The 24406-nt window shown below is 66.5% G+C and carries 21 protein-coding genes; 5 read left to right on the top strand and 16 right to left on the bottom strand.

Features of this window, described 5'->3' with window-relative positions:
* Positions 1–30: 30 nt before the first annotated feature.
* Positions 31–1368 (top strand): helix-turn-helix domain-containing protein, encoded by a 1338-nt coding sequence (locus AC1DBX_RS12575; RefSeq protein ID WP_476931874.1) that lies wholly within the window; start codon positions 31–33, stop codon positions 1366–1368.
* A 7-nt stretch (positions 1369–1375) separates the two neighbouring features.
* Here the strand turns inward: AC1DBX_RS12575 and AC1DBX_RS12570 are convergent, their stop codons facing one another.
* Positions 1376–1876 (bottom strand): PKD domain-containing protein, encoded by a 501-nt coding sequence (locus AC1DBX_RS12570; RefSeq protein ID WP_476873520.1) that lies wholly within the window; start codon positions 1874–1876, stop codon positions 1376–1378.
* 440 nt (positions 1877–2316) lie between these two features.
* On the bottom strand, positions 2317–2910 hold the full coding sequence (locus tag AC1DBX_RS12565; RefSeq protein WP_476931873.1) for a DUF6318 family protein: 594 nt from the start codon (positions 2908–2910) through the stop codon (positions 2317–2319).
* A gap of 267 nt (positions 2911–3177) precedes the next feature.
* Here AC1DBX_RS12565 and AC1DBX_RS12560 point away from each other — a divergent pair, with 267 nt between their 5' ends.
* The 3 genes from AC1DBX_RS12560 (at position 3178) to AC1DBX_RS12550 (ending at position 4645) form a co-directional block, all read left to right on the top strand.
* On the top strand, positions 3178–3612 hold the full coding sequence (locus AC1DBX_RS12560; protein ID WP_223915503.1) for a pyridoxamine 5'-phosphate oxidase family protein: 435 nt from the start codon (positions 3178–3180) through the stop codon (positions 3610–3612).
* Between the two features lie 71 nt (positions 3613–3683).
* Positions 3684–4157 (top strand): very short patch repair endonuclease, encoded by a 474-nt coding sequence (locus AC1DBX_RS12555; protein ID WP_476931872.1) that lies wholly within the window; start codon positions 3684–3686, stop codon positions 4155–4157.
* Between the two features lie 161 nt (positions 4158–4318).
* Positions 4319–4645, top strand: coding sequence for a hypothetical protein (locus AC1DBX_RS12550; RefSeq protein WP_476931871.1), 327 nt, complete (start codon positions 4319–4321; stop codon positions 4643–4645).
* Here AC1DBX_RS12550 and AC1DBX_RS12545 read toward each other — a convergent pair.
* The 14 genes from AC1DBX_RS12545 to AC1DBX_RS12480 all read right to left on the bottom strand — a co-directional run bounded on the left by AC1DBX_RS12545 (position 4642) and on the right by AC1DBX_RS12480 (position 22529).
* Positions 4642–6009 carry an McrC family protein gene (locus AC1DBX_RS12545; protein ID WP_476931870.1) on the bottom strand — a complete coding sequence of 456 codons (1368 nt, stop codon included), beginning with the start codon at positions 6007–6009 and terminating at the stop codon, positions 4642–4644. The genes AC1DBX_RS12550 and AC1DBX_RS12545 overlap by 4 nt on opposite strands.
* Entirely contained in the window at positions 6002–8233 is a 2232-nt protein-coding gene (locus tag AC1DBX_RS12540; protein ID WP_476931869.1) for an McrB family protein, read from the bottom strand. The genes AC1DBX_RS12545 and AC1DBX_RS12540 overlap by 8 nt, the downstream gene beginning before the upstream one ends.
* Before the next feature lie 68 nt (positions 8234–8301).
* Positions 8302–8646 carry a hypothetical protein gene (locus AC1DBX_RS12535; protein ID WP_476857119.1) on the bottom strand — a complete coding sequence of 115 codons (345 nt, stop codon included), beginning with the start codon at positions 8644–8646 and terminating at the stop codon, positions 8302–8304.
* 59 nt (positions 8647–8705) lie between these two features.
* On the bottom strand, positions 8706–9137 hold the full coding sequence (locus AC1DBX_RS12530) for an acyl-CoA thioesterase (RefSeq protein ID WP_230007937.1): 432 nt from the start codon (positions 9135–9137) through the stop codon (positions 8706–8708).
* 149 nt (positions 9138–9286) lie between these two features.
* Positions 9287–11362, bottom strand: coding sequence for an ABC transporter ATP-binding protein (locus AC1DBX_RS12525; RefSeq protein WP_476859698.1), 2076 nt, complete (start codon positions 11360–11362; stop codon positions 9287–9289).
* Positions 11359–13092, bottom strand: coding sequence for an ABC transporter ATP-binding protein (locus tag AC1DBX_RS12520; protein ID WP_028275633.1), 1734 nt, complete (start codon positions 13090–13092; stop codon positions 11359–11361). Before AC1DBX_RS12520 ends, AC1DBX_RS12525 begins: the two co-directional genes overlap by 4 nt.
* A 308-nt stretch (positions 13093–13400) precedes the next feature.
* On the bottom strand, positions 13401–15404 hold the full coding sequence (locus tag AC1DBX_RS12515) for an MDR family MFS transporter (protein ID WP_476931893.1): 2004 nt from the start codon (positions 15402–15404) through the stop codon (positions 13401–13403).
* 103 nt (positions 15405–15507) lie between these two features.
* A complete protein-coding gene (locus AC1DBX_RS12510) occupies positions 15508–15993 on the bottom strand; it encodes a MarR family winged helix-turn-helix transcriptional regulator (protein WP_079550568.1) in 486 nt (161 codons plus the stop codon).
* A 215-nt stretch (positions 15994–16208) separates the two neighbouring features.
* Positions 16209–17885 (bottom strand): thiamine pyrophosphate-binding protein, encoded by a 1677-nt coding sequence (locus AC1DBX_RS12505; protein ID WP_476931868.1) that lies wholly within the window; start codon positions 17883–17885, stop codon positions 16209–16211.
* On the bottom strand, positions 17882–18961 hold the full coding sequence (gene speB, locus AC1DBX_RS12500; RefSeq protein ID WP_476851378.1) for an agmatinase: 1080 nt from the start codon (positions 18959–18961) through the stop codon (positions 17882–17884). Before speB ends, AC1DBX_RS12505 begins: the two co-directional genes overlap by 4 nt.
* A gap of 89 nt (positions 18962–19050) precedes the next feature.
* Positions 19051–19392 carry a P-II family nitrogen regulator gene (locus AC1DBX_RS12495; RefSeq protein ID WP_230007931.1) on the bottom strand — a complete coding sequence of 114 codons (342 nt, stop codon included), beginning with the start codon at positions 19390–19392 and terminating at the stop codon, positions 19051–19053.
* On the bottom strand, positions 19389–20834 hold the full coding sequence (locus AC1DBX_RS12490; RefSeq protein ID WP_476859695.1) for an ammonium transporter: 1446 nt from the start codon (positions 20832–20834) through the stop codon (positions 19389–19391). The genes AC1DBX_RS12495 and AC1DBX_RS12490 overlap by 4 nt, the downstream gene beginning before the upstream one ends.
* A gap of 240 nt (positions 20835–21074) precedes the next feature.
* Positions 21075–21851 carry a hypothetical protein gene (locus AC1DBX_RS12485; protein ID WP_476931867.1) on the bottom strand — a complete coding sequence of 259 codons (777 nt, stop codon included), beginning with the start codon at positions 21849–21851 and terminating at the stop codon, positions 21075–21077.
* A gap of 102 nt (positions 21852–21953) precedes the next feature.
* Positions 21954–22529 (bottom strand): helix-turn-helix domain-containing protein, encoded by a 576-nt coding sequence (locus AC1DBX_RS12480; protein ID WP_018775913.1) that lies wholly within the window; start codon positions 22527–22529, stop codon positions 21954–21956.
* Between the two features lie 273 nt (positions 22530–22802).
* On the opposite strand from AC1DBX_RS12480, the gene AC1DBX_RS12475 reads away from it, so the two are divergent.
* Positions 22803–24326 (top strand): sodium:solute symporter family protein, encoded by a 1524-nt coding sequence (locus AC1DBX_RS12475; RefSeq protein ID WP_476931866.1) that lies wholly within the window; start codon positions 22803–22805, stop codon positions 24324–24326.
* Positions 24327–24406 lie beyond the last annotated feature (80 nt).

The raw sequence follows: 24406 nt of genomic DNA, 5'->3' as shown, positions 1-24406 counted from the left end.
ACGATTCGAGGGCGAGTTGAGAGAATGAGCATGCGGCAGGGCAACGGCCCCATCACGCATCCCTCGGACCTCAGGTTTTCTGCACCGGCGGAATACGCCCGAATTCTCCGGGCGGCGCACGAGACCACGATTTCTGGCACTCCGGATCCGCACCTCTCGCCGTCGCTTATCAAGTCCTGGCAGCGTTCCCTGGCTCTGGGCATCAATCCGGACAAGCACCGGCCCCTGCACCGGCATGAAGTCTCCGAAGCGCGATCCCTCAGCGCCGGCCATCGGCTGGCTGCGGTGATGCCGGCGCTGTCACAGCTTCTGGCCGATGAGACCGTGACCGGACGCCATCTGCTGATCGTCACCGACCACGAGGGCGAAGTGCTGTGGCGCGTCGGCAGCAAGCAGGCCTTGCGGCTCGCGGACTCGCTGGAGTTCGTGGAGGGCGCCGACTGGTCCGAATCAGGGGTGGGCACGAACGCCATCAGCGAGGCCTTGGTGACCGGTGCGCCGGCGCAACTTTTCTCGGCCGAGCACCTCGTGCGGACCCACCATGACTGGGCTTGCACCGCATCCCCCATTCGCGACCGTTTGACCGGCGACATCGTCGGCGTCCTGGACGTCTCCGGCCCGTTCGAATCGGTCACGCCGGACAGCCTGCGGCTGGTGCGTTGCGGAGTGCGGCTCGCAGAGGAGCTGCTGAAGTCGGCCCCGTTTCCCGACGGCGGCGTCGGGCGCTCGGGGCAGCGGTCCCCGGGTGGCGAGCGGGCAGTGCGCGACGGCGGCGCCCGACCCCAGCTCGTGCTGCGGCTCTTGGGGTACGCGCCATCCGCGGCGGTCGACGGCGGCATCAGCCGTCCGCTGACTGTGCGCCGCGCCGAGATTCTGGCCCTGCTGGCCTCGCGTGATCAGGGCTGGAGTGCCGAAGAATTGGCGTACGAGATCCATGGCGATGCGGGCACCGGTGCGGCGATCCGGACCGAGATGCACCGGATCCGCGCCATTCTGGGCGATGTCCTGGAAGCGAACCCCTACCGATTCTCTTCAACCCTCAACGTCGTGACCGACGTTTCCGTTGTGGCCGGTCATCTGCGGGACGGTCGGGTTGCCGAGGCGTTCGCGGCGTACCCGGCAAAACTGCTCACCCGTTCGGTCAATCTGGCGATCGGGTTCATGCGCGACGAGCTCAACACGGCCGTGGGAGCTTCCGTCCGGTCAAGCGGTGATACCCGGCTGATGCTGCAGTGGTGCACGAGCGACATGGGGTCCTTCGATACGGCGACTGCGGCTGCCGTGGCTGCTTTTATGGGGCCGGACGACCCGCGTTGCCAGCTCGTGAATGCCCGGATGGAACGGGTGGACCGGGAATTGCGAGCCTAGCCACGGACTAGGGAGGCGGCGGGGCGACCCCCGGGCAGCCTTGGCCTCGGGGATTCTGCAGGCACGTGTCTGCGTAGTTCCTGGTGATCGTCCGCCAGACACTGACGGTCTGTGGCGGCGAGCTGAATTGCCCTTGGCCGGGGATGGGCAGCGGCGGTCCGCCATTGACGGAGTAGGTTCCCTGGAAATGCGTCGTCAAAACCACCGGGAAGTCGCCGGTCTGGGTGTACACGTGACTCGTCAGGGTCTTCTCGCCCCAGCGATCCTGTGGAAGCGGTCCGCCGGCCACCGCTTGCGGGCCGAGCGAGGTGCCGTCGCCATAGCTCCAGGAGTACTGGACCGGCTTAGCGGTGACGTGGACGGCCTGGGCCAGGATTGTGATGTCGAACTGCTGATCTGCGGCGCTGGCGAAGAAATTGGTCTCGGCGCCCCGGAGCGTGTTGGGGCTGGGTTGGGCCGTAGACAGTCCCGCAGTTATCGGAAGCCGCTGGAACTCCCTCTGGATCATTGCGGCAATTCTGGGCAGCAAATCCGCCGGCCGGGGATCGAAGAGGCACGTCGGGCCGGAGTGAAATGACCATGTCGGGTTCGCGATTCCAGCTGGCGCCTTCAGCCAAACGACCGGAATACCTTCTTTGCCGCCGGGGCCGTTCTTGCAATCGACGAGGACTGCAAGACAATCCGCATCAAAGTCGCCTCCGCCCAGATGGCATTGGAGTTCGTATTTGTATTGGAAGGGGTCTGAATTCTGAACTCCAGCCTGGGTTCGAACGAAGTCATTCAATGCTGGGTCCCAAGCCCAACCTCCTACATGCGCGTCCTTGTGCCCCCACCCACCCGAAATAGAAGGGTCCCCCGCTCCGTCCGCAGAGGCTGGGGGAGCCGATGCGCACACCAAGAGGAACACCGCTAGGAGTGCGCGCCCAAGACGGTGAGGTCGAAGAGTCCTCATTGCTTACCGACAATGTTTCCGACATCATCAACATGCCAAGCGTTGTTGCGGTATGCAACGAGGAGAAGGTTGCCCGTATCGTCTCTTTGCTCTCCCTTCTTCGCGACACTCCCGTCGGCCCTGACGTATGTCAACGGGACTTGATGAACCTGGACAGCAACCTTGTAAAGCCCGTCGGCTCCAGCTGAAAATGTCGTTTCCACAGCAGGAGTGGTGATCTGACCACCTATCAGCCAGCGTCCGTCTTGATGCCAAGGGATGATGTCGCGCTTGGCCTCTCCGCATGGAGAGCATGCGGTAGAGGTGACGCTTTCCAGGGGGCCCACGTCGCCGGTCTCGTACCCGTAGCTGAGGAGTTTGAACCAGTACCGCGCAAACGCCTCCAGACCTTCCTTCGTCTCCGCCTTCGCAGCTTCCGGCAACTCGGGTACTGGCACGTTCTGCGCCTTGCCGGTCGCGTCGGCGGGCTTGTAGCTGGCAGTAGGTGTCGGAGTTGCGCTCGGGGTGGCCGGCTCTGAGGGACTCTGCGAAGCAGCAGGTGGAGATCCGGGAGGCGGCGTTCCACCCTCGCTGCACGCTGTGGCCGACATCAGGGAGATCGACAGCCAAGCGACCGCACAGGCTCGCCAGGGACCGGAAAGCGAAGTGCGAGATGTCATGGTCAGCTACTCCCCCGATAGAAAATCAAGACGATTGAAGCCAATTTGTGGGTTAAGGGTAACCGAGATCACATTTTGTCGGTCAAAATTATCCACAGGCAGCATGTGCCCACCCGTCGGACCGGAAGAACACCCCGGCGGTCCTTGCCGGTCCTTTAGCCCCTAGCCAGCGACGGCCTGATTCAGAACAATGAACCCATGATGTTCGAACACGAAGACGGCAATCCGATCCTCACACTTGACGACGACCAAGCCTGGACATTGATTGAGGGCACAAAGCACGGCAGGCTCGTGGTCACCGTGGCCGGAGAACCCGACATTTTCCCGGTGAACTACGCGGCCAGCGGCCGGAAACTGTTCCTCCGCACGGCCCCGGGAAACAAACTGGCCGAGCTCACCATCAACTCGAAGGTACTCTTCGAAACCGACGGAATCCTGTCCGACGAAGCATGGTCAGTAGTCCTGCGCGGCACTGCACGCGTGCTCGACCAATCGGCGGATATCGCCGACGCCGAGGCCCTCGGGCTGAAACCGTGGGTTCCAACGTTGAAGGACTTCTACGTCGAAATTACGCCGACGTCGCTCAGCGGACGCCACTTCCAGTTCGGCGAACACCCGGAGCGGGAAATCTAACGCCCGACGGCGGCTGCTGCCCGACGGCTGCTGCCCGGCGCCAAGACTTGGCACCCGCCTAGACTTAAACAATGGCGGACAAGCTGACTCCGGAGCGGCGCAGCTGGAACATGTCCAGGATCCGGGGCAAGAACACCAAGCCGGAAATGCTGGTCCGCAGGCTGCTGCACGCGAAGGGATACCGCTACCGCCTGCACGGCAGCGCGGGCGGCGGCAAACTCCCGGGCAACCCCGATCTCGTCTTCGCCGGCCGCCGCAAAGTCATCTTCGTCAACGGTTGCTTCTGGCACTTCCACGACTGCCGGGTGGGCCAGCACGCACCCCAGGCAAACGCCGAGTTCTGGGAAACCAAGCGCACCCGCACCCGGAACCGCGACGCCGCCCAGCGTCTTCAGCTCGAACTCGATGGATGGGAAGTCCTCACCGTGTGGGAGTGCGAACTGAAGGACCGATCGGCGTTGGAGCTCCGCCTCGATGCCTTCCTCCAGGGCCCTCCCCTGCACAGTCCTTTCCTGCACAGCCCGGCCCGGGACGAGCCCTCCTGAGGATCTTCGCTGAGCAGCAACGCCCCGCGTGTCGCGGGGCCCACCTCCGGTGCAGGCTGAACGACCTCAGCTAATATTCGACTCCGGGGGCGATAGGCATTATTCGGTCAGTACCAACGCGTACTGCAAACACGGGAGAGCGCACGATGCCGCACTTGCTGATGTCCAACGACCAGCCCGAAACGGCTGCTGCGCCAACAGATTCCAGTCCCACAGATTCAGACCCCACAGTTCTGCCGTTCCGTCGCCTCGGCCACACGAGGCTCCACGGCTTCCGGCCCCGCCCGCTCCGCGGAGCGAACCCGGATCTGGAGCCGCTGCGCCGGCAGGCGGCCTCGATCATTGATGAGGTTCTGGCTGGCACCAACCCGGAAGAAGCTGACGTACGGGAGAAACTTCAGTGGCACGTCGCCAACAACCCGGGCCAGCCGGAAAAGGCGCTCCTGGAACATTTGCGGACAGTGGCCGACCAGCAGGAATCCGCCTAGCTGGCGGACCTGTCGATACTGGCCTGCCGGAGCACTTCGCCCCACGACTGCTGGGCAAGATCTGCCACGGCGGCCAGGATTTCCGACGGCGGTAGCGACAGATCCAGCGGGAACTCAACAATGTCGATGTCGGTATTGAGAATTCGGCGCAGCTTGATTTCCCCGGCTCCCGGGTAAACGATCCACGCCGTCGGCACCCGCAAGGATGTGCAGTAGGCCAGCATCCGGTAATGGTCGCCCGAAAGGGATGCGCCGACGTCGGCCGCGGCCTTGTACTTGGCGTCGTACACCATCACGGGCCGGCCGCCGAGGAAGTGGACGGCACCGGGCTGCACCACAATGCGGTCCGAGTCGCGGACGGCCTCGTTCAGCAGGGCGTTGTAGCGCAACCGCATTTCTCCGGGGTAGGCGGCCATGGCTTCGCGCAGGGCTGTTCCCACGAAGTCCTCGAACACCTTTGCCATGTCCACCACGAACGACGCCGACTGCTGCTTGCCGTCGCCGGCCTCCGCCGACGCGTTCCGCAGGATCAGTTCGGCGAGCCGAAGAGCGGCGTGGTAGCGGGTGTTCATCCGGCTGGGCCGCCACTGCGGCAGCGGCGCGCCGGACTGAAGGCGCGTCACGGCGTCGAGCTTTCCCTTGAGCTGGCGCAGGCGGCTCAGGACTTCCGGCCGAACCCGCGGCACCTGGGACATCCGTTCCAGTGCGGCGCGCAGAATCCGGTTCTCCGCGATGTCCTCGGTGAACTCGTCGTAGGAGACTTCCAGCGGAACCAGCATGCCGGGCCGGCGGGAAATCTGGTCCGACATCCGGATCCGGCCCTTGACGGTCCGGAGGGATTCTTCCACCATGAGATACCCCTGCAGCACGCCGCGGCTCAGCGCCCGGTCAGCGAGCTGCGCCAGGGATTCGGCCAAGGCGCTCCAAAGGTCAGAGTGCTCCACCGCGGCGACAGAATCGTCCCGGAACCCCTGGTCCCCCGCGTAGCCGAGCAGGAACAGCAAACGGCTCAGACCGAGCCGACCTTTCGGTCGCACCTCCAGCTGCACGGCGGGAGTGCGCACCGAGCCGACGGTCCCCACCGGTTCGACCCGGTACAGGCCCATGCCCATCGGCGAGGCCTTCGCCAGGCCGCTGGCGTTGACGTAGGCGGCAGTGTCCGGATCAAGCCGCTCCACGACGCCGACGGAGAGTTCGTCGAGGACAATGTGCCGGCAGGCCTCCGCCCCGCCGCGTCCGGATGAACCGCGACCTGATGAACCGCGCCCGGCCGGACCGGCTCCGGATGAACCCCGGTGGTCCGAGGCCTTGCGGTCCGACGAACTGCGGTCCAGCGCTATGGCATCTCCGGCCAGCCTAGGCATGCGCCAGGCGGCCCAGGAGTTGTTCCAGTCCGAACCGTTCCTCGAGCTGGGCGCGGTTGAGTTGCCCGTGATAGTGCTCCTCCAGCAGCGGCATGAGCTCGTATTTCCAAATTCTGCGCAGGCCCTTAGGCGTCTGCGCGGACTTCTTCATGAAGTACGAGGGACCGATCATGAGGTCGCGGTCCCACTCGTCGATCGCGTCGTTTAAAGCGTCAAGCAGCAGGGCCGGGGTCGTGTCCAGGTCACGGGCTTGGAGGAAGCGCAGCAGCGAGCCCTTCACCGGTTCCGTCTTCGGGTGCAGCTCGATGAAGGAGAAGCGCCGCCGGATGGCCGCGTCCATCATCGCGATGGAGCGGTCCGCGGTGTTCATGGTGCCGATGATGTAAAGATTGTCCGGCAGGGTGAACGGCTCGTTGGGGCTGTACTGAAGGTAGATCCGGTCGTCGCGGTATTCGAGCAGGAAGTACAGCTCGCCGAACACCTTTGCCAGGTTGGCCCGGTTCATCTCGTCGATGATCAGGAAGTACGGTTTGCTCTCGTTGCCGGGCTTGGCCGCTTCCTCGGCGAGCCGGCGCAGCGGTCCTGCCACGAGCTTGAAGGACACCTGTCCCTCGTCCGTCTTGTCCGGGCGGAAGCCCTCGAAGAAATCCTCATAGGCGTACGACGGGTGGAACTGGACCAGCTTGACCCGCTCGTCCGTGGTGTCGCCGGCGAGCTCGGCGGCGAGGTGTTTGGCGAGGTACGTCTTGCCGGTTCCCGGCGGACCGTAGAGCACCAGCTGCCGGTTCTCCTCGAGGAGTTCGGCGATTTCCTGCAGCGGCTCCAGGTCCATGTGCAGGGACGCGGCGAACTCCGGCGTCAGCGGCCGGAACCCGTCACAGGCCGGTTCGACGGCGGCATCCGGCGCGGCGCCGTCGCCGTCCTCGGCTTCCGCTTCAGCCGGCAGCAGCGCCTCGAGCGCCTGGATCACGCGGGTGATGTCCACGATGTTGCCGGAGGTGGTCAGCTGGCGCTGCACGTGGCGGGGCAGGCCGGTGGCGTCGTGTTCCTCATCGAACCAGCGGACCTTGCGGCGGAGCTGGCGGTTGTCTTTGGCATGCTCCGGTTCGCCGAGGACCACGCCGATCCGGACCTTGCCCGAGCTCTGGTAGAGCGCAAGGTCACCCGGCTTCATGACGGTCAGGAAGGCGAAGACTGCGGTCTTGGTGTCCTCACGCTCCACGTAGCCGAGGTGCTTGTAGTCCTCGTCAACGGCATTCTGGACCAGCCCCGCGGAGACGCCGGGGTCCAGCAGGCGGAGGTGTTCGACGTCGAGCGTCACCGCTTCCTCGTCCCGCCACTCGCCCAGCAGCTCGGCGTTGTCGTGGTGGGTGCGCAGGAGCCAGGCGCGGCGGCCGGGGTCGCCGACCTTCCGCCACTGGCTCACCAGCTGGCGTGAGTACCAGTCGATCCGCTGCCCGGCCTGCTGGTCCAGGTGCAGGCGGATCCGGTGGATGTCCGCCGAAATGTCCTCGTCGCTGTCCCCCTTGGCCCCACCCACGAGGGAAGCGAAAGCGTCACGGATCTCCTGCCGTTCGACATCGGCCACCACGGGTTCGAAATAGCTGGGCCAGACCAGGAACTCAATGCTGCGGCGGATGGCCGGCTGGTCATCCGGGGTGCCGGCGACCAGCCGGTGGAAGGCCAGCGGATCCTTGACCGCGGCCTGGACGACGTGGGCCGGCCGCTGTGCGACATGCTGCACGAAGCGGCAGAGCCATTTCAGGTGGTCCCAGATGGTCCAGTTGAATTCCGCGGTGCGGTCCCGGATCACGCCGTGGTCCGTCATGCCCGCGTAGAGCTCGTCGGGGAGCTCCAGGTCAGGCTCCAGCCAGGATGCCGCCTCGGCGACGCGGGCCCGTTTGACCTTCAGCGACTTGACCTCGTGGGCCAGCGGCAGGGACTGGAGGAAGAGTAGCTCCACGGCCAGTTGCTTCGCCCCGCGGGTGGCGTCTTCCAGGTTCTGGCGCAGGTTAGTCATCATCGGCGCCTTGGGATCCGGAACGCCCCGTTCGAGGCGTTCCAGCAACTCCGCGGCAGCCTGGACGGACCACGTTTTGGTGCGGCCGTCCAGGGGGGACGCCTTGCCGAGCAACCCCGGGCCCAGCACAAACCACGCCGCGTCTTCAATCTCCTTGGAGATACCGAGGGCGCGGTGCAGGGCAGGCTTCTTGGTTGGGGTCATACGTTCAATTTACAGGCTTAAACTGAACGCGCCCATTTAACGCCGCCCCTAAACTACCGGCCAGTAGATTATGGACGGGCGGGCAGCAGACCCGGTTTCGCGCCGGGCCGGCGCTTCACGCCGAAGGTGAAATACGTGGCCGGACCGATGAAATTCACCAGCGTGGCGAGCCGCCACATGGCCTTGCTGCCACGGATCTGCGCAGCCGGGCGTCGGCTGATGTCCGTCTGGGCTGCGACCAGCAGCGAGAGTTGGACGATGCCAGCCGAGATGGTTCCGAACCGTGCCATCGGCGAGAGTTCGTTCCACTTCTTCTTGCGGGTGTGCTGCTTGTGGATGTTCTGGTGCAAGGTGTTGCCTAGGTTGTGATGCATGTTCTTGTGCATGTCTTTGCCCATGTTCACGGCGACCACGCCTCCTTATGCGTCGGGATTGTTCATTCTAGGAGCCGTGCCGGGAACCGGAACAGAGGCTATGGGACCGGGTGGGCGCGGGTGTGGGGAGCCAGCCGGTCCTTCTGCTCCGGCGTCAGCCGCAACACCCGGCCGGTTGCCTCGTCCACAAAGGCAAGATGGCTCGTGGCCCGGACACAGTCCTCCCGCGTGACGGGATCCTGCACCAGGTAGTGGATGTCGAAACTGGCGCCCTTAACCGCCCCGATCCACAACTGGACGACGGCGGGCACGTTCCGGTACTCAAGGGTCCTGACGTACCTGATCTTGTGCTCGACGACGAGCGCCAGCGTCCCTTCCGGAATTTCATTGAAGAGCGGCACCAGCGGTTCGGTTCCCGGCAGCCCGGGACCCCGGGGCGGCCCGAAAGCCGCGATCCGTGCTTCTTCGAGGATCCGGACAATCTGGACGTTGTTGATGTGCCCGTAGGCATCCATGTCGCTCCAGCGCATCGGCACCTCCACCTCGAGGCGCCAGGGCTCCGTGGATGTGTTCTCCTCAGCGGGTCCACCCTTCCCGGCGGGGCCCGCGGCTGTGCCTGCGCTCTCCCTGCCGGGCCCGTTCCCGCCGGCTGCGCCGTTCCCGGCGGGGCCTGCGGCGCTCAGCTGTGCACCGCCGTCGCGTCCTCCGCGGAATCCGCCACGGCAGACTCTGCGTCCTCACCGGCGAACTGGGACATGTACAGCCTGTAGTACGCGCCCTGCAGGGCCAGCAGTTCGGCGTGCCGGCCCTGCTCGACGATCTGCCCGTCCTCCATGACAAGGATGGTGTCCGCGTCCCGGATGGTGGAAAGGCGGTGGGCGATGACGAAGCTGGTGCGCTCCGTCCGCAGCGCCGCCATGGCCTTCTGGACCAGGGCTTCGGTGCGGGTATCCACGGAACTCGTGGCCTCGTCCAGGATCAGCAGCGACGGGTTCGCCACAAAGGCCCGGGCGATGGTGATCAGCTGCTTTTCGCCGGCACTGACGTTGTTGCCCTCTTCGTCGATCACCGTGTTGTAGCCGTCCGGCAGCGCCCGGACGAAGCGGTCCACGAACGTGGCCTTGGCCGCCGCCATGATCTGTTCTTCGGTGGCGTCCAGCTTGCCGTAGCGGATGTTCTCGTAGATGGTGCCGCCGAACAGCCAGGCGTCCTGCAGCACCATACCGACCTTGGCGCGCAGCTCCGAACGGCTCAGCCGGGTGATGTCCACCCCGTCCAGGGTGATGCTGCCGGAGTTGAGCTCGTAGAAGCGCATCACGAGGTTGACCAGGGTGGTCTTGCCCGCCCCGGTCGGTCCCACGATCGCCACCGTGTGACCGGGCTCGGCCGTGAAGGACAGGTCCTCGATCAGCGGCTTGTCCGGCGTGTAGCTGAAGGTGACGTGCTTGAACTCGACGTGCCCGTCGGTCTTCGCCGGGAGGTGCTCGGTGGCGGTCTCGGCGTCCTGTTCGTCGGCGTCGAGGAATTCAAAAACCCGCTCGGCGGAGGCGACACCGGACTGCAGCATGTTGGCCATGCCGGCCATCTGGCCCAGCGGCTGGGTGAATTCGCGCGAGTACTGGATGAACGCCGTGGCGTCGCCCAGGCTCATGCTGCCCGAAGCCACGCGCAGCCCGCCGACGACGGCGATCCCGACATAGCTGAGGTAGGAGACAAACTGCATGACCGGCATGATCATGCCGGAGACGAACTGGGCTCCGAAGCTGGCCTTGTAGAGTTCCTCGTTGCGCTCGTCGAAGCGGGCCAGCATGTCAGCGTCGCGGCCGAACACGCGGACGAGGTCGTGGCCGGAGAACGATTCCTCGATCTGGCCGTTGAGCTCGCCGGTGTTCTTCCACTGGGCGGCGAAGAGTTTCTGGCTGCGGGCGCCGATGATGCCGGCGGCCACGCCGGAGAGCGGCAGGGCGACGAGGGCGATCAGGGCCAGCTGCCAGGACACGATGAACATCATGATCACGATCCCGATGACCGTCAGGGCCGAGTTCACGAGCTGGGCGAAGGCCTGCTGGAGCGCCTGCTGGATGTTGTCGACGTCGTTCGTGACACGGGAAAGGATGTCGCCGCGCTGGCGGGTATCGAAGTAGTTCAGCGGCAGCTTGTTGAGTTTCTTCTCGGTGTCATCGCGCAGCGTGCGCACCACGCGCATGACCAGCACGTTGAGGACATAGCCCTGGAGCCACAGAAAGATGTTGGCGACGAAATACATCACCAGCACCACGCTGATGAGGAACGCGAGCTTCTGGAAATCGATGCCAGCGCCCGGCACGACGTCCATCTTGGCGAGCATGTCGGCGAAGTTGTCCTGGCCCTGGGAGCGCAGTCCTTCGATGAACTGTTCTTTGGTGGCCCCGGCCGGGAGCTGCTTGCCGACCACTCCGGCGAAGATCACGTCCATCGCCTGGCCCAGGATCCTCGGGGCAATGACGTTGAGGACGACGGCGACCGTCACCATGGCGAGCACGGCGGTGATGCCGGCGCGCTCGGGTTTCAGCAGTCCCATGAGCCGTTTGGCCGAGGGCCAGAAGTGCTGGGCCTTCTTGGCCGGCACGGCGCCGAACATGCCGCCGTCGGCCTCGCCGGGCGTGTACTCCTCCTCGATGAAGTCATCTTCGATCAGGTCGGTGGCGTCCGTATCGGCAGCGGCCTGGCCGGCTGCGGTGGCCGGCGTGGTGGAGACTTTCTCGTTGGTGCTCATGCCACTGCCTCCGCGCTCAGCTGGGATTCGACGATTTCCTGGTAAGTGCTGGAGCTTTCCAACAGCTCCTCATGTGTTCCGCGGTCCACGATCCTGCCGTTGTCCAGCACGAGGATCTGGTCCGCATCGGCGATGGTAGACACCCGCTGGCCGACGATGATCACCGTGGCATCGGCCGTCTTGGCCTTGAGCGCCCGGCGGAGCCTGGCGTCGGTGGCGACGTCAAGGGCCGAGAACGAGTCGTCGAACAGGAAGACCTTGGGTTCGGTGACGAGCGCGCGGGCGATGCACAGCCGCTGCCGCTGGCCGCCGGAGACGTTGGTGCCGCCCTGGGCGATCCGCGCTGCGAGGCCACCCTTCTTTTCGCGCACGAACTCCGCGGCCTGGGCGACCGTCAGCGCCTCCCACAGGTCCGAGTCCGTGGCCTCGGGCTTGCCGAAGCGCAGGTTGTGCTCAATGGTTCCGGAGAACAGGTAGGGCCGTTGCGGCACCATGGCCACGCGCTGCGTGATCTCGGCGCGGTCCAGCTGGGTGACGGGGACGCCGTCGAGCAGGACCTCGCCCGACTCGGCGTCGTAGAGCCGCGGGAGCAGGGCCAGCAGGCTGGACTTGCCGGCGCCGGTGGAGCCGATGATCGCCACGGTCTGTCCGGGCTCGGCCGTAAAGCTGATGTTGCTGAGCACGGGAGCCTCGGCGCCGGGGTAGGCGAAGGTCACGTTGCGGAATTCGACGCGGCCGGCCTTTGCCGCAGGCGCCACCGGGGTGAGCGATTCGTGGATGGAGGGTTCGACGTCGAGCACTTCACCGATCCGGTCGGCGCAGACCGAGGCGCGGGGAATCATCATGGCCATGAAGGTGCCCATCATGACGGCCATGAGGATCTGCAGGAGGTACTGGAGGAAGGCTGTCAGGGAGCCGACCTGCATCTCGCCGGCATCGACGCGCTGGCCACCGAACCAGAGCACGGCGGCCGTGGAGATGTGCAGGATCATGCCGATGGCGGGGAACATCAGGACAAACAGGGAACCGATCTTCAGCGAGACGTCGGTGAGGTCCTGGTTGGCCGCGCCGAAGCGCTCGGCCTCGTGGGGTTCGCGCACGAAGGCCCGGACCACGCGGATGCCGATGATCTGCTCGCGGAGGACACCGTTGAGCCGGTCGATCTTCTCCTGCATGGAACGGAAGAGCGGCATGAGGCGGACCACGAGGTAGCCCACCACGACCACGAGCAGGGGCACGGACACCCAGACGAGCCAGGACAGGTTGAGGTCCTCGCGCAGGGCCATGAAGATCCCGCCGATGCACATGATAGGTGTGGCCACCATGAAGTTCAGCGCCATGAGCATGAGCATCTGGACCTGCTGCACATCGTTGGTGCCCCGGGTGATCAGGGTGGGGGCACCGAAGAGGTTGACGTCCCGCGCCGAGAAGCTGCTCACCTTGCGGAACACGCCGCGGCGCAGGTCCCGGCCGAACGCCATCGCCGCCTTCGAGCCGAAGTAGACGCCGGCGATCGCGGTGGCCACCTGGATCAGCGCGACGCCGAGCATGACGCCGCCGGTGCGCCAGATGTAGTCCGTGTCGCCGCGGGAGACGCCCTCGTCGATGATCTGGGCATTGAGGCTGGGGAGGTACAGAGCCGCGATGGTCGAGGCCAGCTGGAAGATGACCACAGCCGCGATGTATGGCAGATACGGCTTGGAATAGCGCCGCATGAGGGTAACGAGCATGCCCACGAGTCCTTACGAAGACTGAATTATAGGGAGACCAAATTATGGGGAGAGCAAAGTATGGGAGAGCTAAATAGTGAAGATTATTGGAAGGCTGATTGGAGACTAGCCCATGGGACCGACAGCCTTAGCCACCCAACTCTACGAAAACCCTCGCCCGGGAGGAACATCGGGAGCTCAATATCATCCAAACGGCGTACTTAAGCGGCTGCTGTGGTCTCCCCCGCAACCGTCTCGCCGCACGAAGGCCCCGCAGCCGCCCCTCGGGCGGCCGCGGAGCCTCTGCGGTCCGGTACTGTGAGCCGGCGCTACTCGGTCCGGTGCCGGCCGTGGGTGGCGATGTAGTCGGCAGCCGCGCGCTGCATCTTGCGCTGCTTGGCGAGCTGCCGGCGCAGGGCCGTGAGCTCCTCGGCAACCCGGGCCTGTTCCGCGGCGATCGCACGCTGCTCGGCGGCCTGCTCGTGCACCGCGCGCAGGGCGTCCGCCAGCAGCAGCTGCTGCTCCGCGAGGAGCCTCTGGGTCTGGAGCATCACAGGTACGACGTCGGCGGCTTCGGGCCGGTCCTCGGCCACCAAGGTCCGGGTCCGCTGGCGGGCGGCATCGGGGAAGCGGGATTCGGCGCGCTCCCGGCTGAGCACCTCGATGAATTCCCGGTCCAGGTCAACGATGCCGGTTCCGGCGGGCGAAGCTGCCCCGGCGTCGTCGTTCCCTGTGGTCCTGGTGTAACCCGTGTTCCCCAAAGCCGGGGCCGTGGCACCGGCCATCGCGGCCATCCCGGCATCCGGGGCGTCCCCTGCGATTTCGGCGGGTTCCGGCCGCACGTCGACCGTGCGGCGCAGCGGGCGTTCCTTGATGAACAGGATGGCCACCAGCGCCACGAGTCCGACGACTGCGGAGATCAGGAAGACCTCGGCGATCGCGTCGCCGTAGGCGGCACGCATGATGTCGCGGATCGGTGCCGGCATGTCCTTGAGGTCCATGCTGGCCCCCGCGGATCCGGCGGGAACCTGGATGCCGGCCGAAGCCAGCCCCTCCACGACGAGCTCCTTGACCCGGTTGCCCAGCACGGCGCCGAGGACCGAGACGCCGATCGCACCGCCGACGGACCGGAAGAAGGCCACAGAGGCGCTGGCCGTGCCGATATCCTTGGCCTGGACCGTGTTCTGGACGGCGAGGACGAGGTTCTGCATCAGCAGGCCCAGGCCGACGCCGAGGATGGCGGTGTAGATACCGGTCAGCCACAGGTCAGTGGTGTGGTCCATGCTGCCGGCCAGGCCCAGGCCGCCGATCAGCAAGATGGCGCCGGCCACGAGGTACCGCTTCCACTTGCCGGTGCGGCTGATGAGCATGCCGGAGGCGACCGACCCGATGAGGTTGCCCGCGATCATGGGCAGCGTAAGCAGGCCGGCCTCGGTGGGGGTGGCGCCGCGTGCCACCTGGAAGTACTGGCCAAGGAAGGTCGAGGAGCCAAACATGCCCACTCCGACGGCCACCGAGGCGAGGATCGCGAGGGCGGTGGTCCGCTCAGAGATGATCTTGAGCGGGATGATGGGCTGGGCGACCTTGGATTCCACCAGCACGAGCAGGCCAAGGAGCACGATGCCGCCGCCCACCATCGCGACCGTCTGCCACGACCACCAGTCGTAGTAGTCGGGATTGCCGGCGAAGGAGACCCAGATGAGCAGCAGGCTGACGCCGGAGGTCAACAGGATGGAGCCGAGCCAGTCGATCTTGGCGGGGCGCTTGACGTGCTGGATCTTGAGCGTGACCTGCAGCAGGATGAGCGCGACCACCGCGAGCGGGACGCAGACGAAGAAGGTCCAGCGCCACCCCAGCGGGCTGTCGACAATGAAGCCGCCGAGCAGCGGGCCGCCTGCCGTGCCCACGGCCATGACGCCGCCCATGTAGCCGGAGTACTTTCCGCGGTCGCGCGGCGGAATCATGGAGCCGATGATGGCCTGGGCCAGGGCGGTGAGGCCGCCCATGGCGATGCCCTGGATGACACGGGCGGTCAGCAGCAGCGGGATGGTCTCGGACAGGCCGGCCATAACGGAGCCCGCCACGAAGATCACGATGCTCAGCTGGACGAGGACCTTCTTGTTGAAGAGGTCCGCGAGCTTGCCCCAGATCGGGGTGGTTGCCGCGTTGGCCAGGAGCGCGGCGGTGATCACCCAGGCGAAGTCCGTCTGGGTGCCCTTGAGTTCGGACATGATGGTGGGCAGCGCGTTGGCGACGATCGTGCTGCTCAGGATGGCGGTGAAGAACGCCGCCAGCAGCCCGGTGAGGGCCTCCATGATCTGGCGGTGGGTCATCGCCACAGGTTCTGCGGCGGTCTGGGATGCGCGGGATGCCCCCTGCGGAACGTCCGACGGGGCCGGGGACGGCCCTGTGGCGGCGGCGTGGCTAGCCATATATCTACTCCTCAACAATTTCGGTCGTATTCGTGGGTCCGGCCGTCGTTGCCCGGGCTGAGGTCCTGAGGGACTCAGCAAGTTTTTCGAGGGTGCGCGCCGTCAGTTCGACGTCATCCTGGCTCCAGTCCTGCAGCAGGTCCTGGATGGTGGCCGTCCGCTGGTCCTCGATGACACGCAGTTTCTCCGTGCCGGCGGCAGACAGGGCGATCAGCTGCGCGCGGCCGTCTTCCGGGTCCGGCCGGCGGACCACATAGCCGTGCTCTTCGAGGTCGGCGATGTGCCGGCTGAGGACCGGGGCGCTGACGCCGAGCCGCTCCGCAAGATGCGTGGCCCGGGATTCGCCCTCCCCCACAAAGCGCAGAACGCCTTGAAGCGCCACTCCGGTGTCCTGCCCCCGCAGGCTGGCGGCGGCAACGCAACGGACCGCGCGCTGCAGATCGAAGATCTGGTAGACGAGTCTGGCTGCAGCGTTGGATTCAACTGACATGATGGACACCCCTCTTTTGTTTGCCCTAGGCAACTATATACGAAAATGGTTACTTCGGGAAACTAACTCTCTCGTGGGAGGTGCCGCGCGGCCCCGGAAGACCCTTAAATAGCAAACGCGGACCGGCCGGGCCTGCCCCTCGCGGTGAGGGGCAGACCCGGCCGGTCCGCGCTGTGCAGCGGTGCTGCTGTGGTGCTGCTGTGGTATTGGTGCGCCTATGTGGCCAGGTGGGTGGGGCCGAACATCTGGAGCAGGGTTTCGACGACGACGACGTTGGGGCCGTCCTCGGCGAAGCCCGCCTTCAGGGCGTCCCCGACGTCCTCCGGGGCAACCCGGACGGCCGGGACGCCGAAGGACTCTGCCAGCTTGACGAAGTCGGGGCGGGCGAGCTCGGTGGCCGTGGCCTTGCCGAAGGCGCCGACCATGTATTCGCGCAGGATGCCGTAGCCGCCGTCGTCCACAATGAGCCAGGTGACCGGGACGTTGTGCTGCTTGGCGGTGGCGAGCTCGGAGATGGAGTACATCGCCGAGCCGTCGCCGGAGACGGCCAGCACTCTGGCGTGTCCGGCAGGTGCGCCGGCGGATGCGCCGGTGGTTTCGAGCCCGACGGCGCCGCCGATCGCCGCGGGGAAGCCGAAGCCCAGCCCGCCGGCGCCCTGCGCGGAGTGGAACTGGCCGTCGCGGGCATCCCAGCAGCTCCAGCCCCAGTAGGCCGAGATGGTCATGTCCCAGAACGTCTGCATGGCCGCGGGAACGGCCTCGCGGATGTCGGCCATGAACTTCAGTTCCTTGCCGAGGTCCTGGGACTCGAGCCGGGCCTTGACCTTGGCCAGGGTGTCCTTGACGAGTACCTCGGGAGCCGTGCCGTGCCAGTCGGCACGTTCGCCGTGCGGTTCAGTCAGGGCGGCGTCGAGGGCGGCCAGGGCCTGGCCGGCGTCCGCCCGGATGCCCAGTCCCGGGCGGTTGGACTCCAGGACGCGGGGTTCGGCGTCGATCTGGATGATCCGGCCGCGCGGTTCAAAGGTGAAGTAGTTGGAGGTGACCTCGCCCAGGGAGGAGCCGATGACGATCAACACGTCGGCGTCCTCGAGCACCTCCGTCATGTACTGGTCCTCGATCCAGGACTGCAGGGAGAGCTCATGGTTCCACGGGAACGCGCCGTTGCCGCCCGGGGTGCAGATGACCGGCGCCCGCAGCTTCTCCGCAATCGAGAGCAGCGACTTTTCGGCATGGCCGCGGCGGGTGCCGCCGCCGGCGATGATGGCGGGACGTTCCGCCGTCGAGAGCCATTTCACGGCTTCGCGGACCAGCTCCACGCGGGGCGGGTTGTCGGCCGCTTCGGCGAGGGCGTCCTCCACGGGAGGCACCATGATGGGGTCCAGCAGGACGTTCTGCGGGATTTCGAGCCACACGGGGCCCTGCGGCGAGGAGATCGCCTCGGTCCAGGCATCCTGGATGGCCGAGGGGATGCCGGAGGCGTGCTGGATCAGCCGCTGGGACTTGGTGACGTTCGCGGCCGAGGCCTTCTGGTCATCGAGCTGGTGCAGCATGCCCTTGCGCCGGGCGCCAAGGCCCTCGAGCGGGATCTGGCTGGCCACGACCACCATGGGAACGCCGGTGGCGTAAGCCTCCTGCAGCCCGGCCAAGGACGTCAGCGCGCCCGGGCCGGTGGACAGGAACAGCACGCCGACTTCGCCGGTGGCGCGGGAGTAGCCGTCGGCGGCGAAGGCCGAGTTGTTCTCGACCCGGGAGGAGACGAAGTGCAGGTTCCCGCGGCCCATCGCGTCGAACAGGCCCAGGGCGTGCTGGCCCGGGATGCCGAAGACCGTCTTGGCGCCGAGCGCCTCAAGGGTTTCGACGACGAGGTCCCCGCCGTTGCGCACGCCGGTCATCGCGAAGCCACCGGCGAAGCCACAGAGGAGCTGAAGCCGGCGGGTCGGCGGGATTCCTGGCCGAGGGCCTGGGCAGCGTAGCCGTTCGGGGCGCCGAAGCGGTCCCCTTCGACGGCGCGGTCCGCCATCAGTGTTACGAGTTCGTAGGCGACGTGGCTTGCCGCCACGCCTGTGATCTCGGCGTGGTCGTAGGCCGGGGCGACCTCGACGACGTCGGCACCGACGAGGTTCATGCCGCGGAACCCGCGGATGATTTCCAGCAGCTCGCGGCTCGTGATGCCGCCGGCTTCCGGCGTGCCGGTGCCCGGGGCGTGCGCGGGGTCAAGGACGTCGATGTCCACTGAGATATAGAGCGGGCGGTTGCCGATCCGGTCCCGGACCTTGGCGACCGTCTCCAGGACGCCCTGGTAGTAGACGTCGGCGGAGGTGACGATGCCGAAGCCGAAGCGGTGGTCGTCGTCGAGGTCCTTCTTGCCGTAGAGCGGACCGCGGGTTCCGATGTGGCTGATGGCCTCGGTGTCCAGGATGCCTTCCTCGACGGCGCGGCGGAAGGGTGTGCCGTGGGTGTACTCGGCGCCGAAGTAGGTGTCCCAGGTGTCCAGGTGCGCGTCGAAGTGCAGCATGGCTATGGGGCCGCCGGCGCGCTCGGCGGCGGCGCGCAACAGCGGCAAGGCGATGGTGTGGTCGCCGCCGAGGGTGACGAGCTTGCTGCCGGACGCCGTCAGGTCCAAGGCGTTCTGCTGGATGGTTTCGATGGCGTCGTTGATGTTGAAGGGGTTGACCGCCATGTCGCCGGCGTCGGCAACCTGGATGTTCTCGAAGGGGCTGACGTCCCAGGCCGGGTTGTACGGCCGCAGCAGGCGGCTGGCCTCGCGGATGTGGTTGGCCCCGAAGCGGGCGCCGGGGCGGTAGGAGACGCCGGTGTCGAACGGCACGCCGACCACCGTGACGTCTGCCTTGGCCACCTGGTCCAGGCGCGGCAGGCGGGCATACGTGGCAGCCCCGGCGTAGCGTGGGACGCGGGATGAATCGATGGGGCCAAGGTTGCCATTGGCCTCGATGCGCAGCTCTTCCAAAAGAAGCCTCTCCTTCGAGGATTGACCGACGGTTGTGACAGCCATCATACACTCGAAGTTTCGTATTGCGCATCAGTTGTTTACCAACCTCAGGCGATGGCCGACGCGCCCCGCTCCCCCGTGCGGACGCGGACGGCGTCGCGCACCTCGATAATCCAGATCTTGCCATCGCCGAAGCGGCCCGTGCGCCCTCCCTCTTCAATGGCAGCCATGACGGCGCCGAGGGCGCCCTCGTCGACCAGGACTTCGAGCCGCACCTTGGGCAGCAGGTCCGAGCTGTATTCAGCGCCCCGGTACACCTCGGTATGGCCCCGCTGCCGGCCGTAGCCGCTGGCCTGGCTCACGGTCAGGCCGTTGACCCCGGCCCGCTCCAGGGCCGCGCTAACGGCCGCGACCCGCTCCGGCCGCACAATCGCCGTGACGAGCTTCATGACGACACCCTGCCGCGGACGGCCTCACCCTCGGCCTCGGCGTTGGTCCCGGCTGGGACTTCGGCCGGGGTCCCGGCGTGGGCCGTCGCGTGGGCCTCGGCCGCATCAGTCCGGGCATGCGGGTCACCGGGGTGGAAGCTGCCGCCGACCATGAGGAGCTCATACGCCGTTTCGGCGTGCTCCGTCACGTCAATGCCGGAGAGCTCGTCGGCTTCGGAAACGCGCATGCCGATGCTCTTGTGGATCGCGAAGCCAATCAGTGTGGTCATGGCGGCGCTCCATGCCGTGACGATCAGGGCGGTGAGAATCTGTGGCCAGAACTGCGCCAGGCCGCCGCCGTAGAACAGGCCGCCGGCCGTCTTGGTGGACGGAAGCGCGAAAAATCCGAGGGCCAGGGTCCCCCACAGGCCGCCGACGAAATGCACGGCCACGACGTCCAGGGAGTCGTCGAGTCCGATCTTGAACTTCAGCCCGACGGCGAGCGCGCAGACAGCCCCGGCGATCGCGCCGATCAGGATGGCGCCGATGGGGTCGATGAATCCGCAGGCCGGGGTGACTGCCACGAGTCCCGCGACGGCTCCCGAGGCGGCGCCGAGCGAGGTGGCATGCCCGTCGCGCAGCCGCTCCACGAGCAGCCAGCCCAGCAGGGCGGCGCTGGTGGCGAGCAGCGTGTTGGTCCAGGCCAGGGCGGCCGTGGCGTCGGCGGCGAGTTCCGAGCCGGCGTTGAAGCCGAACCAGCCGAACCAGAGCAGCCCTGCGCCGAGCATCACGAACGGCAGGTTGTGCGGGCGGATGTTGGGGTCTTTCATGAAGCCGAGCCGTTTGCCCAGAACCACGGCAAGCATCAGTCCGGCAATGCCGGCGTTCATGTGGACCACCGTGCCGCCGGCGAAGTCGAGGGCCGAGATCTTGCTGCCGATGATGCCGGTAGGTCCGAAAATGCCGCCGCCCCAGACCCAGTGCGCGATCGGCGCGTAAACGAGCGTGACCCAAAGGGCGGCAAAGAGGAGCCAGGGGCCGAACCTGACGCGCTCGGCCACCGCGCCGCTGATCAGTGCGACGGTGATGATGGCGAACGTGGCCTGGAAGCCGACGAAGATCATGTCCGGCAGGCCTGCCGCCTTGGAGCCGATGCTGGTGGTCAGCCCGCTCAGGCCGAAGTTGGTGAAGGGATCCCCGACGAAGCCGCCCAGCGCATCCGGACCGAAGGCCAGGCCATAGCCCCACAGGGCCCAGACGACGGCCACCACGCCCATGGCGCCGAAGCTCATCATCATGATGTTGAGGACGGACTTCATTCTGACGAGCCCGCCGTAGAAGAACGCAAGCCCGGGGGTCATCAGGAGGACCAGAGCGGACGCCGTGAGCATCCACGCGGTCGATCCGGGGTCAAGGACCTGCGGATCTGTTGCCATTCCTACTGCAAGCACAGAGAACTTCATAGCGGGAGCCTTCCTCGAGTGCCGGCGCTCCGAGGGCGCCGATGCGGCGAGACCATGTGACGTTTGGGACTGACGAGCGTCCCCCCGCCGTTGACGCTACTCACGGCGTGTTTCGGGAAGGCTTTCCCATTCTTGCGGGCACGTTACGTGCCGGCTCCGGGCATTAAATTGCCGTTTCCGGCAGATTGCCAGGATGTGACGCACATCTCACCAGGGCCGATCTCACCAAGGAAAGGGACGTCAGCTGTACTTGAGGGTGAGCAGCAGGCGCTTGAGCTGGCTGTACTGCTCCGTGGTCATCCAGGCCTTGGCGGCGTCGACGGAGGCAAACGCCGGGCTGCCGAAGAGCACCTTGGCCTCCGCCCCGCCGTTGGCGAAGCTGACGTAGGCGGAGCCGGAGTCAGAGACCGCGGGCGCGAAGTCGCGTTGCTTGCGGACGCTCATGTGGAAATCGGACTGGTCGGCGAGGGAATCGAACGCGAAGCCGAAGGCCAGCTGCTCGCCGTCCACATCTTTCAGCCCCGGCACCGGGGCGGTGTCCAGCACGGTGCGGGCCACAGGGCCGGAAGCGTTGCTGGCGCTGGTGCTGCTGGTGACGGAAGCCAGTTCGTTGCCGGTGGCGTCGGCGATGACCGCCTGCACGTCCCGCAGCTTGGCCGCGTTCCCGGGCGAGCCCACCAACCGGACGGACCAGCCGCTCGGATAGGAGAAGGAGAGGTGCCCGTCCGGGAAGGTGAAGGTTTTCACGCCGGCCACCGCGCTGGCCGTGGCTGTGGGCGCGGCCGGGACGGGGGTAGCGGAGGCGCTCGGGGCGGGCGAGGGCAGGGCCGAAGCGGCGGAGGAGGCGGTCGTGGCGGCCGCACCGGATTCCTGCTGCTCCGGGGCCGCGGTTTCACTGGCGGGACCGCTTGCCGTTTCGCCGGCCCGCTGGCCCGCGGCGGCGCACGAGCTCAGGCCAAGGGCGGCCGCGAGCGCGGCGGCCACGGCCAGGGACAGAAAGACGTTGTTGCGGTTCATGGATCCCCCAGTTGATGACGCGAGCGGCTTCCGCTCGTCCTGTGTATCTCCGGCGTGCGCCGTGCGGATACTTTTGCGGTGGTTACGGATGCTTTCATGCCCTCAGCGGCTGGCGGCGGGCACGAGCACCCACAGCACCTCGACGGCGTCGTCCGTGGGATTGACCCAGGTGTGGGGTTCCCGGCCGGGGAACGTTACGGTGTCTCCGGTGCTGAGCTCGAATTCCTCATTCGTGAGGATCAGGCGGATGCTTCCCTTGACCACATGCAGGACGTCGACGTCGCAGTCCACGGCATAGAGTTCGGACTCGCCGCGCCCGCGCGGCTCGATCACGGCCTGGATGATCTGGACGCGGCGCTCGGAGCGCGCGGTCAGCAGCCGCTCGACGATCCCCTCGCCGCCGAGGGAGATTCGAGGGCCCTCATTCTGCTTCGTGAGGTGCGTTTCGGGGGCGGCGAAGAGGTCGCCGATAGAGATCGACAAAACCTGGCAGAGCGTTACCAGGGAGGCAACCGAGGGCGAAGTCAGATCCCGCTCGACCCGGCTCAGGAATCCCTTGGTGAGCCCGGTGGCGTCTGCGACCTGTTCAATGGTGAGCCGCTGGGACTGCCTGGCGGCGCGGATCCGCGAACCGATGGCAACGGGAACATTGCTCGGTTCAACTGGTAGTGCCTTCATTTAGGAACCTTTCACGGCCGGCCGCTTGGCCCCATCATTGGAGCAATCCTAGCGGGAGCAGGCCTTCGTGACGCGGAGGCGGCGGCACCACGCCCGGCGTCTTGACTGTTACCGGAGTCACAGCATACTCTTCTGGGCAACATGTGTTGCCTATAAGGCAAAACTGGGGGTTCCGACGGAAATCCTCCTCTAACCACTTCCCGCAGCAGCGGCCTTGCCGAACATACTGTTGAGGCCCGCATCCGCTGTCAACCAGCTCCAAGGAGCCTTTATATGGACGCAACTTTCGTCAACATCGCAATCGTGGTGGTGTACCTGGCCGCCATGCTGGCGTTCGGATGGTGGGGCAAGTCCCGCACCAAGAACAATAGCGACTTCCTCGTGGCCGGCCGCCGCCTCGGTCCGTTCCTCTACACCGGCACCATGGCCGCCGTCGTCCTGGGCGGCGCCTCGACCGTCGGCGGCGTGGGCCTGGGCTACAAGTTCGGCATCTCCGGCATGTGGCTCGTCGTCGCCATCGGCGCCGGCGTCCTGCTGCTGAGCCTGCTCTTCGCCAGCACCATCCAGAAGCTGAAGATCTATACCGTCTCCCAGATGCTGACCCTGCGCTACGGCAGCAACGCCACGCAGACCTCGGGCATCGTCATGCTTGCCTACACGCTGATGCTCTGCGCCACCTCCACGGGCGCCTACGCCACCATCTTCGTGGTGCTCTTCGGCTGGGACCGCGCCCTCGCGATCGCCGTCGGCGGGGCAATCGTGCTGGTGTACTCGACCATCGGCGGCATGTGGTCCATCACGCTGGCCGACCAGGTCCAGTTCGTCATCAAGACGGTCGGCATCTTCTTCCTGATGCTGCCGTTCACGCTCAACGCCGCCGGCGGCCTCGACGGGATCCGCAGCCGGGTGGACGCCAGCTTCTTCCAGATCGACGGCATCGGCACCCAGACGATCATCACGTATTTTGTGGTCTACACCCTCGGCCTGCTGATCGGCCAGGACATCTGGCAGCGTGTGTTCACCGCCAAGACGCCTGAAGTTGCCCGCTGGGGCGGCGCCACGGCCGGCATCTACTGCATCCTCTACGGTGCTGCCGGTGCCCTGATCGGCCTCGGCGCCCGGGTGGCCCTGCCGCAGATCGACGTCAAGGCCCTGGGCAAGGACGTCGTCTACGCCGAGGTCGCCACCCACCTGCTGCCCATCGGCATCGGCGGCCTCGTGCTGGCCGCCGCCGTCGCCGCCATGATGTCCACCGCCTCCGGCGCCCTGATCGCGGCCGCCACCGTGGCCCGCGCCGATGTGCTGCCGTTCGTTGCCGGCTGGTTCGGCAAGACGGTCAACACCGATGACACCGACAACCCGGAACACGACGTCAAGGCCAACCGCATGTGGGTCCTGGGTCTGGGCATCGTGGCAATCGTGATCGCCATCGTCACCAAGGACGTTGTCGCGGCCCTGACCATTGCGTACGACATCCTGGTAGGCGGCCTGCTCGTGGCCATCCTTGGCGGCCTGGTCTGGAAGCGCGGCACCGGCGTCGCCGCCGCGGCGTCCATGGCGGTGGGCTCGGTCATCACGCTCGGCACCATGATCATCCTGGAAATCAACGCCGAGGTTCCGCTGGACGGCATCTACGCCAACGAGCCGATCTACTACGGCCTGGCGGCTTCCGCGGTCGTCTACATCGCGGTGTCGCTGCTGACCAAGCCGACGGATCCCGCGGTCATGCAGAACTGGCGCCGGCGTGTCGCCGGCAGCGCGGCCGAGGAAGAAAAGGCCCCGGCCCTCACGCACTAGGGCCCAGGCCCGGCTGGGTCTTGACCGCAAGTTAAAGGTCGACGGCGGCGCTCCCCTTTCGGGGGCGCCGCCGTCGGCCT

The sequence above is a fragment of the Arthrobacter sp. 10N44_2 genome (assembly GCF_056394385.1).
This window is presented reverse-complemented; position numbering and strand designations above follow the sequence as displayed.